Genomic DNA, 18747 nt, shown 5'->3' on the forward strand with positions numbered 1-18747 from the left:
GGAGCACGTTGTGACCAGCGAACCGCACGAGCCCGTCCGCCCCGTCGCCGTCGTCGGCGTCGCGTGCCGCCTGCCCGGCGCGGCCGGGCCCCGCGCGTTCTGGACGCTGCTGCGCGAGGGCCGCGGCGCCGTGGGCGAGGCGCCCGCCGAACGCACCACAAGGCTCGCGCCCGACCACCCCGGCGTCCGGTTCGGCGGCTACCTCGACGACATCGCCGGGTTCGACGCCGAGTTCTTCGGGATCTCGCCGCGCGAGGCCGCCGCGATGGACCCCCAGCAGCGGCTCCTCCTCGAAGTCGCCTGGGAGGCGTTCGAGGACGCCGGGATCGTCCCGGAAAGCGCGCGCGGCACGGCGGCCGGGGTGTTCGTCGGAGGGATCGCCGACGAGTACGCGGCGCTGTCCCGGCCCGGCGCCATCGGCAGGCACACGCTCACCGGCACGACCCGCGGCATCCTCGCGAACCGGCTCTCCTACGCGTTCGGGCTGCGCGGCCCCAGCCTCGCCGTGGACTCCGCCCAGTCGTCCTCCCTCGTCGCGGTGCACCTGGCGTGCGAGAGCCTGCGGCGCGGCGAATCGGAGCTGGCGCTGGCGGGCGGCGTCAACCTCATCGTCGACCCGGACGGGACGGCGGCCGTCGCCCGGTTCGGCGGGCTGTCTCCTGACGGGGCGTGCCACACCTTCGACAAGCGGGCCAACGGGTACGTGCGCGGCGAGGGCGCGGCGCTGCTTCTGCTCAAACCGCTCGACGCCGCTCTCGCGGACGGCGACCAGGTGTACGCGGTGCTGCTGGGCGGCGCCGTCAACAACGACGGCGCGACCGACGGCCTCACCGTGCCGAGCGCGGACGCGCAGGCCGACGTCATCCGGCGGGCCTGCGCCGCGTCCGGCATCTCCCCGGCCGACCTCCGCTACGTCGAACTGCACGGCACCGGCACACCCGTAGGCGACCCGCTGGAAGCGCGCGCGCTCGGCCTGGCCCGCCCTGAGGGGCCCGTCCTGCACGTCGGCTCCGTGAAGACGAACGTCGGCCACCTGGAGGGCGCCGCCGGGATCACCGGCCTCCTCAAGACCGTCCTCAGCGTCGCCCACCGCGAACTCCCCGCCAGCCTCAACTTCACCGACCCCAACCCCGCCATCGACTTCACCGCCTGGCGCCTCCACGTCCGCACCACCCCAGGCCCCTGGCCCGGCGACCCCACCACCCCCCTCTTCGCCGGGGTCTCCTCCTGGGGCATGGGCGGCACCAACTGCCACCTCGTCCTCACCCAACCCCCCACCCCGACCACCAAGCCCTCGCTGGCGTCGGCTGAGGGTGGTGTCGGGGGGCCGTTGTTCTTGAGCGGGCGGAGTGAGGGGGCGGTTCGGGAGGCCGCGGGGCGGTTGCTGGGGGCGGGGGAGTTGCCGGTGGGGGTGGCGCGGGAGCTCGCGGTGCGGCGGACGGGGTTCGGGGTGCGGGCGGCGGTCTGGGGGGAGGTGCGGGCCGGGTTGGCGGCGGTCGCGGAAGGGAGGTCGGGGGCCGGAGTTGTCAGGGGGCGGGCGGTTTCTGGCGAGGTGGGGGTTCTGTTTCCGGGGCAGGGGAGTCAGCGGGTCGGGATGGGGTCGGGGGAGAGGGTCTATCGGGAGGCGTTCGAGGAGGTCGTGGGGGTTCTGGATCCGTTGCTGCCTCGGGGGTTGGCGGAGGTCGTCGCTGGGGTGGAGGGGAGCGAGGGGCTGCTGAACCGGACGGTGTTCACGCAGCCCGCGCTGTTCGCCGTCGAGGTGGCGTCCTATCGGCTGCTGGAGTCCTACGGGGTGCGGCCCGCGTTCGTCGCGGGGCACTCGATCGGCGAGGTCGCGGCGGCGCACGTCGCCGGGGTGCTCGACCTGGAGTCGGCGGCGGCGCTCATCGCGGCGCGCGGGCGGCTCATGGACGCGCTGCCGGACGGCGGCGGCATGCTCGCGGTCACCGCCTCCGCCGAGGACGCCGAGGGGCTCCTCGTCGATCTGGGGGACGCGGCGGCGGTCGCGGCGGTGAACGGGCCGTCGTCGGTCGTGCTGTCCGGCGAACTCGGCGCGCTGGAGACGGCGGCCGGGCGCGCGGCGGACGCCGGGTACCGGACCCGGTTCCTCGAGGTCAGCCACGCGTTCCACTCGCCGCTGATGGACCCGGTGCTCGCCGAGTTCCGCGCCGTCCTGTCCGGGCTGCGCTACGGCGAGGCGCGGCTGCCGTTCGTCTCGACGCTCACCGGCGACCTCGTCACCACCACGGACCCCGACCACTGGGTCGAACACGCGCGCCGCCCCGTCCTGTTCGCCCGCGCGCTGGAACGCCTCGCCGAACTGGGCGCCGCCGCGCACGTCGAAGCCGGGCCCGGCACCACACTGGCGACCCTCGCCCGCGACGCCGCCGCCACGCCCGTCGTGCCGCTGCTGGGCCGCGACGGAGACACCGCCGCGTCCCTCGCCCGCCTCTTCGCCACCGGAGTCCCCGTCGACTGGGCCGCCGTCTTCCCTCCGGCCCCGCGCGCGGCCCTCCCCACGTACCCCTTCCAGCGGACGCCCTACTGGCTGCCCGCCTCCGAGCCCGGTGCTTCCCGCCCTCCGGCCCCCGCCACCGCGACGCCTTCCACGGACGCGTCGGCCCTGCCCTCCCGGCCTGGAGCGGACGAGGCGCTGCGGCGCGCTGACGTCGAGCGCGTCGTCGTCGCGGAGCTCGCCGCCGTCCTCGGGTTCACCGACCCGGAGCGGGTCGCGCGGGACGTCGCGTTCCGTGAGCTGGGCCTCGACTCGCTCGGCCTGGTCGAGGTACGCGAGCGCGTCGGGGAGGCGTTGGGCGTCGTCCTCGACCCCGGTGCGCTCTTCGCCCATCCGACCGTGGACGCGCTCGTCGCCCTCCTCGCGACCGAGCCCGAACCGTCCGCGCGTGCCGGGCGCGGGCGCTCCGCCGAGGCGACGGCGCCGGACGACGATCCTGTCGTGATCGTCGGGATGGGCTGCCGCTATCCGGGCGGCGTACGGTCGCCGGAGGACCTGTGGAGGCTGCTCGCGGAGGGCGGTGACGCCATCGGCGCGTTCCCCGAGGACCGGGGCTGGGACCTGGACACCCTCTTCGACGACGAAGGCAGGCCCGGGACGTCGCTGACGCGGCGCGGCGGCTTCCTCGACGGCGTCGCCGAGTTCGACCCCGAGTTCTTCGGGATCAGCCCGCGTGAGGCGCTGGCGATCGACCCGCAGCAGCGGCTGCTGCTCCAGGTCGCCTGGGAGGCCCTGGAACGGGCTGGCATCGACCCGCAGACGCTCAAGGAGACGGACACAGGGGTCTTCGTCGGGGCGACCACGTCGGACTACACGCCGCGCCTGCACGAGGGCGACGGCGTCTCTGACGGCTACCTGCTGACGGGCGGCACCATGAGCGTCGCGTCCGGCCGGATCGCCTACGTGCTCGGCCTACGCGGCCCGGCCCTGACCGTCGACACCGCCTGCTCGTCCTCACTCGTCGCCCTGGACCGGGCGGTCCGCTCGGTGCGCTCCGGCGAGTGCTCCCTGGCGCTCGCGGGCGGCGCTGCCGTGCTGGCGTCGCCCGGCATGTTCGTGGAGTTCTCCCGACAGCGCGGCCTCTCCCCGGACGGCAGGTGCCGCGCGTTCGGCGCCGACGCGGACGGCACGGGCTGGGCGGAGGGTGTCGGCATCCTCGTGGTCGAGCGGCTGTCGCGGGCCCGTCAGGCGGGCCACCGGGTCCTCGCCGTCGTCGCGGGCACGGCGGTCAACCAGGACGGCGCGAGCAACGGCCTCACCGCCCCCAACGGCCGCGCCCAGGAGGAGGTCATCGCCGACGCGCTGGCGGACGCGGGCCTGCGTCCCGCCGAGGTGGACGCGGTGGAGGCGCACGGTACGGGCACCCGCCTAGGCGACCCGATCGAGGCGCAAGCGCTCAGCGCCGCCTACGGGAGCGACCGGGACACCCCGCTTCTCCTCGGATCCCTGAAGTCCAACATCGGGCACGCCCAGGCGGCGGCGGGAGTAGGCGGCGTCATCAAGGTCGTGGAGGCGCTGCGGCACGGCGTCCTGCCCAGGACGCTGCACGCCGACGAGCCCACGCCGCAGATCCCCTGGCCCGAGTCCGGCCTGGCGCTGCTCACCGAGGAGACGGCGTGGCCGGACCACGGCCGTCCGCGCCGCGCGGCCGTGTCCTCCTTCGGCATCAGCGGCACCAACGCCCACGTCATCCTCGAACAGGCTCCCGACGAGCCGCCCGCGCCGTCCGTACCGCCCACCGAAGGCACGGCCCCGCCCGTCCTGCTCTCCGCGCCCGACGAAGACGCGCTGCGCAGGCAGGCCGCCGCCCTGGCGGGCTTCCTCAGGGCCCGGCCGGAGACCGACCCCTCGGACGTCGCGGCCGTCCTCGTGGGCCGCGCCCGGTTCCCGCACGGCGCGGCCCTCGCCCCCGACGCCTCCCTTGCCGACGCCCTACGCGCTCTGGCAGCAGGGGAGGCCGCTCCCGGCGCCGTCACGGGGACGACCGTGCGCGGCAGGACGGTGTTCGTCTTCCCCGGCCAGGGGTCGCAGTGGCCGGAGATGGCGCGGACGCTGCTGGACGCCGATCCGGCCTTCCGCGCCAAGATCGACGAGGTGGCCGCGGCGTTCGCCCCGCACGTCTCGTGGTCGCTGCTCGACGTGCTGCGCGGCGCGCCGGCCGCGCCGACCCTGGACCGGGTCGATGTCGTCCAGCCCGTCCTGTTCGCGGTGATGGTCGCGCTCGCGGCGGTCTGGGAGGCGGCGGGCGTCCGGCCCGACGCGGTCGTGGGCCACTCGCAGGGCGAGATCGCCGCCGCGTACGTCGCCGGCGCGCTCGGCCTCGCGGACGCGGCGCGGCTGATCACGCTGCGCAGCCAGGCGCTGCGGCGCGTGTCGGGCGGCATGGCCTCGGTGGCCCTGGGCGCCGCCGAGCTCGCCGCTCGCGGCTTCCTGGACGGCCTTGAGCTGGCGGTGCGCAACGGGCCGCGCTCGTCGGTCCTGGCGGGCGACACGGACGCGCTGGAGCGCGCCCTGGCCCGGCTGGAGGCCGACGGGGTGCGGGCCCGCAGGATCCCCGTCACCTACGCCTCGCACAGCGCCACCGTCGAGGAGGTGCGGGACGAACTCCTGGAGACGTTCGCGGACGTGCGCGGCGGCGAAGGGCACATCCCCGTCTACTCCTCGGTGACGGGCGAACGCGCCGACACCACAGGGTTCGACGCCGCCTACTGGTACCGCAACCTGCGCGACACCGTCCGATTCGAGGAGGCCGTCCACCGGCTCCTGGACGACGGGCACCGCCGCTTCGTGGAGATCAGCCCGCACCCCGTGCTGACGTTCGCCCTGGAGGAGATCCTCTCCGACCGGGGCGTCACGGGCGCGGTGGGCGGCACGCTCAAGCGCGACGACGGCGGCCCCGACGCCTTCCGCGGGGCGCTCGCCGCCGCCCACCTCGGCGGCGTCCCGGTGCCGTGGAAGCGGGGCGTCGTCCCTGAACTCGTCGCGGATCTGCCCGCCTACGCCTTCGACAGGCAGCGGTTCTGGCTGGCGCCCGCCCGCAGGGGCGCGGGCACGTCGCGGCACCCGCTGCTGGACGACGCGGTGCCGCTCGCCGACGGCGGCGCGCTGCTCACCGGCGCCCTCGACCCCGACCGGCTGCCCTGGCTCGCCGACCACGGCGTCCTCGGCCGCCCGCTCGTGCCCGGCGCCGCGTTCGCCGAACTCGCCCTGCACGCCGGGGCGCGCACCGGCGCGCCGGTCGTCGCCGAGCTGACCGTGCTCGCGCCGCTCCCGCTCGCCAGGGCCCGGCTGCAGCTGCGGGTGGAGCCCGCCGACGACGACGGCCGCCGCGCCTTCGAGGTCCACTCCCGCCCGTCCGACGACGCCGCCTGGACGCTGCACGCGCGCGGCGTCCTGGCCGAGACGGCAGCCGTGCCGCCTTCCCTCCCGGCTCCGGGCCGTCGCGCCGAGCAGGTGGACGTCCGCGCCGTCTACGACACCCTGTTCGCCCGGGGCTACGACTACGGACCCGCCTTCCAGGGACTCGCCTCCGCCACGCGTAGCGGCGCGGCGGGCAGGACCGAGATCCACGCCGTCGTGGCGGGCCCGGCCTCCGGCGACTTCGCCCTCCACCCGGCCCTCCTGGACGCCGCCCTGCACCCGGTCGTCGCCGGGCTCTTCGGCGACACCCCCGACCGCCCCCTCCTCCCGTTCGCCTTCGAGGGCCTGCGCGTGCACGCCCCCGCCCCCGAGACCCTGCACGTCCGCATCACCCCGCTCGGCCCCGATCGCTACCGCCTCACCCTCACCGCCCCCGACGACACCCCCGTCGCCGACATCGCGTCCCTCTCCTTCCGCCCCCTCACCACCCCCACCCCCGCCCTCCCGCCCATCCACCACCTCACCTGGGACCCCCTCCCGGCCCCCACCCCCACCCCCTTCACCCTCCTCCACCCCTTCGGCCCCACCCCTTACCTCCCGCCCACCGGCCACGCTGAGAACGCCCAGGCAGCCGACACACGGGACGCCGCTCCGGCGGCCGCACCCGAGGCGGCCGTGGCCCAGGCCGTCGCCTTCGACGGTGAGGCCGATCAGGTGGCGGCCGCGCCGAACACCGCTGCGACAGCCGCTCCCGAGGGGGCTGTGGCACCGGCGGCGACCTCCGACGGCGAGGCGGTTCGGGTGGGCGCGCGGGGCGGCGCTGAGGCGGCCGCGCCGGGCGGTGGGGCGGTTCGGGTGGCGGCCGACGGAGCGGACCCGGCGCGCGGCGCCGCGGCGGTGTCCGGGGAGGGCGTGGCGCTGGCCGTCGCGGTGGTGCGGGGGCTGGCGGCGGGCGAGACGGCCGTGGTCGCCGTGGGCGGCGGACAGGGTGAGGTGGTGGCGGAGGCGCGGCATCGGGGTGGGGTGGTCCTGGAGTTGATCCGGGAGGCGGTGCGGGGGGACGGGCGTGTGGTGTTCGCGGTGGAGGAGGGGGATCTGGCGTCCGCGCCGGTGGTCGGGCTGGTGCGGACGGCGGCGACCGAGCATCCGGGGCGGTTCGTGCTGGCGCGGGTGGCGGGCAGCGCGGCGGCGGAGACCGTCGCGGGCGATCACGGTGAGCGCGAGGTGGCGGTCCGTGACGGCGCGGTGTTCGCGCCCCGGCTCGTTCCGGCCGAGACCGCTGAGGAGGCGCGGAGCGCGCCCGAGGGGACCGTGCTGGTCACCGGGGGTACCGGCGTGCTCGGCGGGCTGGTCGCGCGGCGTCTGGCGGCCGCTCAGCGGCCCCCGCACCTGCTGCTGGTGTCGCGGGCGGGCCTGGCCGCGCCGGGCGCCGCCGACCTCGCCGCCGAACTGGAGGCGGCGGGCGCCGGTGTGACGGTCGCGGCCTGCGACGTCGGCGACCGCGCCGCGCTCGCCGAACTGCTCGCCGCGATCCCCGCCGACCGGCCCCTGCGCGGCGTCGTCCACACCGCCGGGGTCCTCGACGACGCGACGGTCGTGCGCACGGACGCGGCGAGGCTCGATCGCGTCCTGCGGCCCAAGGCCGACGCGGCATGGCATCTGCACGAGCTCACCGAAGGGCTGCCGCTGGAGAGGTTCGACCTCTTCTCCTCGGCGGTCGCCGTCGTCGGCGCGGCCGGACAGGCCGCCTACGCCGCCGCGAACACCTTCCTGGACGCCCTCGCCGAGCACCGCCGGAGCCTCGGCCTGCCCGCCGCGTCCGTCGGCTGGGGCCTGTGGGACACCGCGACCGGCATGACCGGCCACCTCGACGCCGCCGACCGCACCCGCCTGGCGCGCGCGGGCGTCGGCGCCGTCCCCGTCGAAGGCGCCCTGGAAGCCCTGGACCGCCTCACCTCCGCGCACACCGTCGTGTCGCCCCCCGACCTCGCCGCCCTGCGCGCGGAGGCGGCGGCCGGAAGGCTGCCCGCGCTCTTCTCCCGCCTGGTGCGCCGCCCCGACCGGGCGGGCGAGGGCGCGTTGGGCGCGTGGGCCAGGCGGCTGCTCGCCGAGCGCCCGCAGGACAGGCACCGCACCGCCGTCGCGCTCCTGCGCGAGCAGGTGGCCGCCGTCGTCGGCCGCGCGGGCGACGTGCCCGCCGACCGCGCCTTCAAGGACCTCGGCTTCGACTCGCTCACCGCGATGGAGCTGCGCAACCGCCTCACCTCGCTGACCGGCCTCGACCTGCCCGCCACCGTCGTCTTCGAGTTCCCGACCCCCGCCGCGCTCGCCACGCACCTCCTGGAGTCCCTGGAAGGCGAGCGCGCCGAGGAGGCCGTCACCGCGGCCGCCGTGGCGGACGACGACCCTGTGGTGATCGTCGGTATGGGCTGCCGCTATCCGGGCGGTGTCGCCTCCCCGGACGACCTGTGGGAACTCGTCAGCGCCGGGCGGGACGCCATCGGCGCGTTCCCCGCAGACCGGGGCTGGAACGTCGACACGCTCTACGACCCGGACCCCGATCACCGGGGCACGTCCACCACCCGGCACGGCGGCTTCCTGCACGACGCGGGCGAGTTCGACGCCGCGTTCTTCGGGATGAGCCCCCGCGAGGCGTTGGCGACCGACCCCCAGCAGCGGCTCCTTCTCCAGGTCTCCTGGGAGGCGCTGGAGCGCGCCGGTATCGACCCGCGCGGGTTGAAGGAGAGCGACACCGGTGTCTTCGTCGGCGCGATGTACGACGACTACGCGACCCGCCTACGCGCCGCTCCGGCGGAGCTGGAGGGGCTGCTGTTGGCGGGCACCCAGTCCAGTGTCGCGTCCGGGCGGATCGCCTACGTGCTCGGCCTGCGCGGCCCGGCCCTGACCGTGGACACCGCGTGCTCGTCCTCGCTCGTCGCCCTCGACCTCGCGGTGCGTGCCGTGCGCTCGGGCGAGTGCTCGCTGGCGCTGGCCGGGGGCGTGGCGGTGATGGCGTCGCCGTCGATGTTCGTGGAGTTCTCCCGGCAGCGCGGCCTGTCCCCGGACGGCAGGTGCCGCGCGTTCGGCGCTGAGGCGGACGGTACGGGCTGGGCGGAGGGTGTCGGCGTGCTCGTGGTCGAGCGGCTCTCGCGGGCCCGCGAGCTGGGCCATCCGGTCCTCGCGGTGGTCGCCGGGACCGCCGTCAACCAGGACGGCGCGAGCAACGGCCTCACCGCCCCCAACGGCCGCGCCCAGGAGCAGGTCATCGCCCGCGCGCTGGCGGACGCGGGCCTGCGTCCCGCCGAGGTGGACGCGGTGGAGGCGCACGGCACGGGCACCCGCCTGGGCGACCCGATCGAGGCGCGTGCGCTCATCGCCGCCTACGGCAGGGACAGAAGGGATCCGCTTCTGCTGGGCTCCCTGAAGTCCAACATCGGGCACGCGCAGGCGGCGGCGGGAGTAGGCGGCGTCATCAAGATGGTGCAGGCGTTGCGGCACGGCGTGCTGCCCAGGACGCTGCACGCGGACGCGCCTTCGCCGCACGTGGACTGGGACGCCGCCCCCGTGGCGCTGCTGACGGAGCCGCAGGAGTGGCCCGACAGGCAGGGCCCGCGCAGCGCCGGGGTCTCCTCGTTCGGCATCAGCGGCACCAACGCCCACGTCATCCTCCAGCAGGCCCCGGAAGCGCCCGCCCCCGAGCCCGCCGCCACACCGGTCTGGACTCCAGAGGAAACACAGAAAACAACACTGCTCGTGCTCTCCGCCGTCGGCGACGCGGCGCTGAAAGCACAGGCCAAGGCGTTGCACACGGCCCTGAGCGGGCCCGCAGCGCCGACCCTGGCGGACACGGCCGCCACCCTCGCCCGCCGCACGAGATTCGCCCGCCGCGCCGTTGTTTCCGCTGTTTCCGACGAGGTGTCGGCGGCGCTGGAGGCGCTCGCGGAGGGGCGGCGGCACCCCGCCGTCGTGACGGGCGTCGCGGAGGACGAGCAGCGCCTCGCGTTCGTGTTCTCCGGGCAGGGCTCGCAGCGGCCCGGCATGGCGCTCGGCCTGCTCGCCGCCTCGCCGGTCTTCGCCGCCGCGTTCGACGCGGTGGCCGCGCGGCTGCCGCACGACCTGCGCGGCCTGCTCGCCGGGGACGGCGACGCGCTGCGCGACACCGGCAACGCGCAGCCCGCGCTGTTCGCCGTCCAGGTCGCGCTGTACCGGCTCGCCGAGGCGCACGGCGTCGTCCCCGACCTCCTCGTCGGCCACTCGGTGGGCGAGTTCGCCGCCGCGCACGTCGCGGGCGTGCTCGGCCTGGACGACGCGTGCGCGCTCGTGGAGGCGCGGGGCCGCCTCATGCGGGCGGCGCGCGCCGGAGGCGCCATGGCCGCCTTCGAGGGCGCCGAGGACGAGGTGCTGGCGTTCGCGGAGGGAGCGGCCGACCTCGCCGCCGTCAACGGGCCTACGGCGGCCGTCCTGTCCGGGGACGCCGAGGTGATCGCGTCGCTCGTCGCGCGCTGGAAGGAGACCGGACGGCGCGCGACCGCGCTGAGGGTCAGCCACGCCTTCCACTCGGCGCACATGGACGACGTCCTGGACGACTTCCGGGAGGCGCTCGCGGGCGTGACGTTCGGCCCGGCCGCCGTGCCGATCGTGTCGACCCGGACGGGGCGGCTCGCCGGGGAGTACGAGATGTCGGAACCCGGCTACTGGGTGGCGCAGCTGCGCGGCACCGTGCGGTTCGCGGACGCCGTGCGCGCGGCCCGGGAGGCGGGCGCGACCCGCTTCGCCGAGGTCGGCCCCGACGGCGCGCTCACCGGAGCCGTCACGGACACCGTGGACGACGCCGTGGCCGTCCCGCTGCTGCGCGCGCGCGGCCCGGAGCCCGCCTCCTTCCGCTCGGCTCTCGCGGCGCTGCACGTCGCGGGCGTCCCGGTGGACTTCACGCCGTTCGCCCCCGAGGGGCGGTTCGTCCCGCTGCCGACGTACCCGTTCCAGACCCGCAGGTACTGGCTGCTGCCGTCCGAGGACCGTCCGGCGGACGCCGCCGACCTGGGCCTGGACGCCGCCCCGCACCCGCTGCTCGGCGCGGCGCTCGACCTCCCGGACGGCGGCCGCGTCCTCACCGGCGCGCTCTCCACCGACCGGCACGGCTGGCTCGCCGACCACCGCGTCGAAGGCCGCCCGCTCGTCCCGGCCGCCGCCCTGGTGGACGTCGCGCTCTCCGTGGGCGCCGCCAGCGGCCGCCCCCACCTCGCCGACCTCACGGTGGACGCCCCGATCGTCCTCGACGGGCCCCGGCACCTCCAGGTGGCGCTGGCGCAGGACGGCACCCTCACCTTCCGCACCCGATCCCACAACGCCGACCCCTGGACGACCCACGCCACCGCCTCCCTCACCACCGCCCCCGACGCCGACGGAGGGGCCCGCCCTGAGGACGCCGGGCGCGGGGCGCGTGCGGTCGCCCCCGCAGCCGTGCTGCTGGGTGAGGGCGGCCTCTCCGTGGCGGAGGCGCACCGGCTTCTGGAGGCGCAGGGCTTCGGCTACGGGCCCGCGTTCCAGGGGACGACCGCCGCCTGGAACGAAGGCGACGAGCTGTACGCGGAAGCGGAGCTGCCCGGCGCGCTCACGGACGACGCGGGACGGTACGCCCTGCACCCCGCGCTCCTGGACGCGGCCCTACGCGTGCTGCCCTTGCACGAGCTGGGCGGGACCGCCCGGCGGGTGCCGTACGCGCTGGAAGGGGTCACCCTGCACCGGGCGCACGCCGCGCGGGTGCGGGCCCGGCTCCTTCCCGTCGGCGCGGACGGCTACCGGGTCGAGCTGACGACGCCGGAGGGCGAGCCCGTGCTCACGGTGGCGCGGCTGCGGACCCGCGCCCTCCCGTCCGGCGCGCGGTTGCACGCCCTGCGTTGGGAGCCCTTGGCGGACGCCAGCGCGCGCACGGCCGACGTGGTGGAGGTCGCGGGGCCGCACGAGGCGCTGGCGGTGGTGCGGACCCGCCTCGCCGAGGCCGATCCCGCGCCGCTGACGCTCGTCACGCGGGGCCTGGCGGTGGCGGACGGCGAGACCGCCGACCCGGACGCCGCCGCGGCCTGGGGCGTCGTGCGGGCGGCGCAGGCCGAGCACCCCGGCCTCTTCGCCCTCCTCGACGCCGACCCCGCCGCTGCCCTGAGCGTCTCCGGGGAAGCCTCGGACGTGCCTCTGGGTCTCGCCGCCGCCCCCGCCGTGCTGCCCGACGTGCCGCGTGCCGCGCTCCGCGACGGCGTCTTCCACGTCCCCGTCCTCACGCCGCTGCCCGCCGAGCCGCAGGGGCGGGACGCCGGGCCCGCCCTGTGGGAGCGGAGCGCCGGAGGCGGCACGGTCCTGGTGACGGGCGGGACGGGCGCGGTCGGCCGGGCCGTCGCGAGGCACCTCGTCCAGGAGCACGGCGTCAGGAGCCTCGTGCTGGCGGGGACACGAGGCGAAGCGCATCCGGACGCCGCTGAGATCGTCGCCGATCTGCGCGCGGCCGGGGCCGACCGGGTCGGGCTCGCCGCCTGCGACCCCGCCGACCGCCCGGCCCTCGCCGCGCTCCTCGAAGACATCACCGACCTGACCGGCGTCGTCCACGCCGCCGGGATCACCGGCGACGCCACCGTCGAGCGGCTGACGCCCGACGTCCTCGCCCGCGTGATCGCCCTCAAGGCGGAGGGCGCGCGTAACCTCGACGCGCTCACCCGCGACCTTGACCTCGACGCGTTCGTCGCGTTCGGCTCGGTGGCCGGGGTGCTGGGCACCGCCGGACAGGCCGCCTACGGCGCGGCGAACGCCGCCCTGGAAGCCGTCGTGCGGCGCCGCAGGGCGGACGGGCTGCCGGGCCTGACCGTGCACTGGGGCCTGTGGTCCCTGGACGGCGGCATGGCGGCCGCCCTCACCACGCGCGACCTCGCCCGCCTCACCGCCTCCGGCCTCGCCCCGATGGACCCGGCCGACGCGCTGGCCCTCCTCGACGAGGCGTTGCGCCGCGACCTCCCGGCCGTCGTCGCGGCCCGCCTCACCCCGCGCCCGGCCGACGCGCTGCGCCGGACCCAGGGAGGGGGCGTCGCGGTGCCTCAGGCGGCCGCCGCGGGCTCCGGAGCCGGTGCGGCGGGTCAGGGGCCGGGCGAGGGGAGCACGCGGGCCGGTGCGCCCGTTCCGGCGGGCCGCCGCGACCATCTCGCGCTCGTCGTCGGCGCCGTCGCCGAGGTGCTGGGGTACGGCGTCGGCGAGGTGGACCCGGAGGTGGGGTTCGCCGACCTCGGGCTCGACTCGCTGACGGCGGTCGAGCTGCGCAACCGGCTGAGCGGCGAGCTCGGCGTGCGGCTGCCCGGCGCGATCGTGTTCGACCACCCGACGCCCGACGCGCTCGCCCTGCACCTCGCCTCCCTCGAAGCGGGCCCCGCGCCCGCCGCGCACGAGCCGGAGGCCCCGGCCGCCACGACCGGCGACCCCGACGGCGACGCCATCGCGATCGTGGGGATGGCGTGCCGCTTCCCCGGCGGGGTGCGCACCCCGGCGGAGCTGTGGGAGCTGCTGGCGGAGGGCCGGGACGCGATCACCCCGTTCCCCGAGGACCGCGGCTGGGACCCCGACCTCTTCGACCCCGACCCCGACCGGCCCGGCGCGTCCACCACACAGCACGGCGGCTTCCTGCACGACGCCGCCGAGTTCGACCCCGCGTTCTTCGGGATCTCCCCGCGCGAGGCGCTGGCCGTCGACCCGCAGCAGCGGCTCCTGCTGGAGACGGCGTGGGAGGCGATCGAGGACGCCGGGATCGACCCGGCCCGGCTGCGCGGAAGCCAGAGCGGCGTGTTCGTCGGCGTCATGTACTCCGACTACGGCGCCCGCCTGCACCAGCGCAGGGGCGCGGGCAAGGACCTGGAGGGCTACCTCGTCAGCGGCAGCGCGGGCAGCGTCGCCTCCGGACGGATCTCCTACACGCTCGGCCTTGAGGGCCCGGCCGTCACCGTGGACACCGCGTGCTCCTCCTCGCTCGTCGCCGTCCACCAGGCGTCCCAGGCGCTCCGCCTCGGCGAGTGCTCCCTGGCGCTCGCGGGCGGCGCGACGGTGATGGCGAGCCCCGCGACGTTCATCGAGTTCAGCCGCCAGCGCGGCCTGGCTCCCGACGGCCGCTGCAAGCCGTTCTCGGCGGCGGCGGACGGCACCGCTTGGGGCGAGGGCGTAGGGCTGCTCGTGCTGGAACGCCTCGCCGACGCCCGCCGCAACGGACACCGCGTCCTGGCCGTGGTCAAGGGCTCGGCGGTCAACCAGGACGGCGCGAGCAACGGCCTCACCGCGCCGAACGGGCCCGCGCAGGAGCGCGTCATCCGGTCGGCCCTGCGCGCGGCGGGCCTGCGACCGGGTGAGGTGGACGTGCTGGAGGCGCACGGCACCGGCACCCGGCTGGGCGACCCCATCGAGGCGGGAGCCGTGCTCGCCACCTACGGGGGCGACCGGGAGGGCCGTCCTCCGCTGCTCATGGGCTCGGTGAAGTCGAACCTGGGCCACACCCAGGCGGCGGCGGGCGTCGCGGGCATCATCAAGACCGTCCAGGCGCTCCGGCACGGGAGGGTGCCCGGCACCCTGCACCTGGACGGGCTCAGTGAACACGTGGACTGGTCGGCGGGCACGGTCCTCATCCCGGACCGGACGGTCCCGTGGCCCGAGCGGGAGGGCCCGCGCCGCGCCGCCGTCTCCTCGTTCGGCATCGGCGGCACGAACGCGCACGTCGTCCTCGAAGCCGGACCCCTGGGGTCGGCCGCTTCGGCGGGAGCGCCCGACCCCGGGCCGTCCGCGCACGACGCGGCAGGGCGCCAGGGCCCGGTGCCGTGGGTGCTCAGCGCCCGCACCCCGGAGGAGCTGCGGGAGCAGGCAGCGCGCCTGCGCGCCCGCGTCCTCGCCGATCCGGCGCTGCGCCCCGCCGACATCGCTTACGCGCTCGCCACCACCCGCACCGCCTTCGAACACCGCGCCGCCGTCGTGGGACGGGACCGCGAGGAACTCCTGAGCGGCCTGGACGCCCTCCTCTCCGACACCGCCACTGATCGGGGCGGCTTCCCCTACGTCGTCACGGGGACGGCCGCGCGCGGCAGGACCGCGGTGCTGTTCACCGGGCAGGGCAGCCAGCGCGCGGGCATGGCCGAGGCGCTGCGCCGCGACTTCCCGGTGTTCGAGGCGGCCTTCACCCGGGCGGCCGCGGCGATCCGCGCGGCGGACGGCCCCGACGTCGCCGCCGCGATGGCCGACCCCACGCTCATCGACCAGACCCGGTACACCCAGCCCGCGCTGTTCGTCGTCGAGGTCGCGCTGTTCCGGCTGCTGGAGTCGTGGGGCCTGGCCGCCGACCTGCTGGCCGGGCACTCCGTCGGCGAGATCGCCGCCGCGCACGTCGGCGGCGCCCTCTCGCTCGACGACGCGGCCGACCTCGTCGTGCTGCGGGCCCGGCTCATGCAGGAGCTTCCCGAAGGCGGGCTCATGGCCGCCGTCCAGGCGACCCCGGACGAGGTGGCGCCGTACCTCGGGAGCGGCGTCGACCTCGCCGCCGTGAACGCGCCGCGCTCGGTGGTGCTGTCGGGCGACGCGGACGCCGTCGCGGCGGCGGCCGACGCGCTCGCCGCGCGCGGGCACCGGGTCCGCCGCCTGACCGTCAGCCACGCGTTCCACTCCGCCCGCATGGACCCGATGCTCGACCCGTTCCGCGCGGCCCTGAGCGCCCTCACGGCCGTCGAACCCCGCGTCCCGGTGATCTCCACGCTGACCGGTCGCGAGGCCGGGAGCGTCGATCTGGGGGCCGCCGAGCACTGGTCCGCGCAGGTCCGCGGCACGGTCAGGTTCGCCGACGCGGCGACCAGGCTGCGGGAACTCGGCGCGGCCAGGTTCCTGGAGCTCGGGCCGGACGCCGCGCTGACCGCGATGGTCCGCGAGGGCGACGACACGGCGCCCGCGCACGGGACGCTGCGGCGCGGCCAGGACGACACGGCGGCCCTGTGGGCGTTCGTCGCCGAGGCGTTCACCGCGGGCGTCGCCTGGGACTGGCGCGCGCTGCTCGGCCCGGACGCCGCGCCCGTCCCGCTGCCCACCTACCCGTTCCGGCGGGACCGGCTGTGGCTGCTGCCGCCGCCCGGCGACGCGACGGCGGCCGGGATCGGCGCGGACGAGCCCGCGCACCCGCTGCTGGCCGCCTCCGTGCCCGCGCCGGGCGGCGGCCCCGAGGCGCACACCGCGGTCCTGGCGCACCGCCGCCAGCCGTGGCTCGCGGCGCACGCCGTGCACGGGGTCCCGCTGCTGCCCGCCGCCGCGCTGCTCGACCTGCTCGGCACCCTCGCCGACCGGCACGGCGCGACCGGCCTCACCGAACTCACGCTGCACGCGCCGCTCCCGGTCGGGCCCGACGAGGAGGTCCGCGTCCGCGTCACCATCGACGGCCCGGACGTCAGGGTGCACGCCCGTGCCGCCGCCGACGAGGAGTGGACACTGCACGCCGAGGGAGTCTTCGGCGACGTCCCCGACGCCGCGCCCACCGTCGTGATCCCTGCGGGCCTGGCCTCGGAGGACGTGTCCGGCCTGTACCCGGCGCTCGCCGCGCGCGGCTACGGCTACACCGGCCCCTTCCAGGGACTGCGCGCGCTGTACCGCGCCCCCGACGCCCTCTACGCCGAGGTGGAGGCGGGCGGCGCGGGCGGCGCGGACGGCGTCGACGCGACGGACGACGGCACGGCGGCCGCCCTCATCGACGCCGCCTTCCACGCCCGGATCGCCGACCCGGAAGCGCCCTTCCAGGTCCCGCACACCTTCCACGGCGTCCGTCTGCACGCCCGTCCCACGGGCCGTCTCCTCGCCCGCCTCACCCCGGCCGCCGACGACGCGTTCGCCCTCCACCTCGCCACCCCCGACGGCACCCCCGTCCTCTCGGTGGCCGAGGTGCGCACCCGCGACCTCCCGGCCTCCGCGCTGGCCTCTCGCACCCCCGCCCTACGCCCCTACGAGGTGGCCTGGCTCCCCGCGCCCCAGCCGCCCGCCCCGCCCTCCGCCAACGGCTCCGCCCCCCGAACCGTGTCTGCCGGGGCCCAGGGGCAGGGCGCTTCGCAGGTCCCGACTTCGTCGGGAGCGTCCCACCCCCGGGCTGTGTCTGCTGGGATCCGGGGGCGGGACGCTTCGCAGGTCCCGACTGCGTCGGGAGCGTCCCACCCCCGGATCGTGCTCCTGGAGCGCGGGCCCTTCACCGCTGCGGGGCTGGCCGGAGCGGGGCTGCCCGTCGTGTCGTCGGTGGGCGATGGTGTGGAGGTGGTCGTTGTGGCCGCGCCCTCGGGCGGGGTCCGGGACGACGTGCTCGCTGTGCGGGATCTGTTGCTCACCCTTCCCGAGCGTGCCTATCTGCTCGTCGTGACGCGCGGTGCGGTGCGCGCCGTCGAAGGCGACGGGATCGAGGACGTCGACGCCGCCGCCCTGTGGGGGCTGATCAGGACGGCGGCCCAGGAGGCGCCGGGGCGGGCCGGGATCGTCGATCTCGACGGCGACCCCGCCTCCTTGGCCGCGCTGCCTTCGATCGCCGCATCGCGGCCGGAACAGCTCGCGCTCAGGGCCGGGAACGCGCTGCGGCCGAGGCTACGGCCCGTCGCGGGCGACGCGCCCGGCGCGCCCGACTTCGGCTCGGGCACGGTGCTCGTCACCGGCGCGGGCGGGGCGCTCGGCTCGGCCGTCGCCCGGCACCTGGCGGGCCACCGGCTGCTGCTGGTGAGCAGGCGCGGCGCCGCCGACCCGGTGCTGCGCGGGCTGGGCGCGGAGCTGGACGCCGAGGTCGCCGCCTGCGACCTGGCCGACCCCGGCGCCGTCGCCGCCCTCCTGGACGGCCGCGACCTCAGCGCCGTCGTCCACGCGGCCGGTGCCCTGGAGGACGCCGTCCTGGAGAACCTCACGCCCGACTCCCTCGACCGCGTCCTACGGCCCAAGACGGACGCCGCGTGGAACCTGCACCGGGCGACCGAAGGGCACGGCCTGAAGGCGTTCGTGCTGTTCTCGTCCCTCGCCGGAACCCTGGGCAACGCCGGACAGGCCGCCTACGCCGCCGCGAACGCCTGGCTGGACGCGCTCGCCGAGCACCGCAGGCGGGCGGGCCTGCCCGCGACGTCGCTGGCGTGGGGCCTGTGGGAGGACGGCATGGGCGCCTCCCTGGACGCCGCCGGACGCGCCCGCCTCGACCGGCTCGGCGTCCGCCCGCTGACGCTGCCGGAGGGCCTCGCCCTGTTCGACCGGACGGCGCAGGCGGAACAGGCGGTCCTCGTGCCCGCGAGGCTCAGCCCGGCCCCCGGCGCGGACGTCCCGGAGATCCTGGCGGACCTCGTCCCGCGCGGCGCGAAGACGGCCGAGACAAGGCTCCCCCTGAAAGACAGGGTCGCGGGCCTGCCCGAGGACGCGGCCCGCGAGGAGGTCGAGAAGGCGGTCGCCGCGAGGGTGGCCGAAGCCCTCGGCCTGGGCGACCCGGCGCGCGTCCCGCGTGACCGGGGCCTGTTCGACCTGGGCCTGGACTCCCTGACCGGGGTGGAGCTGCGCACGAGGCTCGGCGCCGACCTCGGCGAACGGCTGCCCGCGACGGTGCTGTTCGACCACCCGACGGTGCGGGCGCTGACCGACCACCTGCTGGAGCGGTGCGCGCCGCCCGGCTTCGACGCGGGAGTGCTGCGCGCCTGGGTCGAGGGCGCGTCGGGCCAGGCCCGCGACGGCCTCGCCGCGGCGCTGCGCGCGGCGCTCGCCGACCTGGACGGCACGGGGCCGCAGGACGGCGCCGAAGAGGACTTCAGCGTCGGTTCAGCCTCCGATGATGAGCTGTTCGGGCTGCTGGACCGAGAACTGAGCGAGTGAGCGGAGCG

General features: G+C 77.1%; 1 protein-coding gene. It reads left to right on the forward strand.

Annotation, left to right across the window (positions count from 1 at the left end; translation table 11 throughout):
* Positions 1-10: 10 nt before the first annotated feature.
* Positions 11-18739: a type I polyketide synthase gene (locus LO762_RS20700; RefSeq protein WP_230617504.1), complete on the forward strand. Its 18729-nt coding sequence runs from the start codon at positions 11-13 to the stop codon at positions 18737-18739.
* Positions 18740-18747: the final 8 nt, after the last annotated feature.

The sequence above is a fragment of the Actinocorallia sp. API 0066 genome, assembly GCF_020991275.1.
GTDB lineage: Bacteria > Actinomycetota > Actinomycetes > Streptosporangiales > Streptosporangiaceae > Actinocorallia.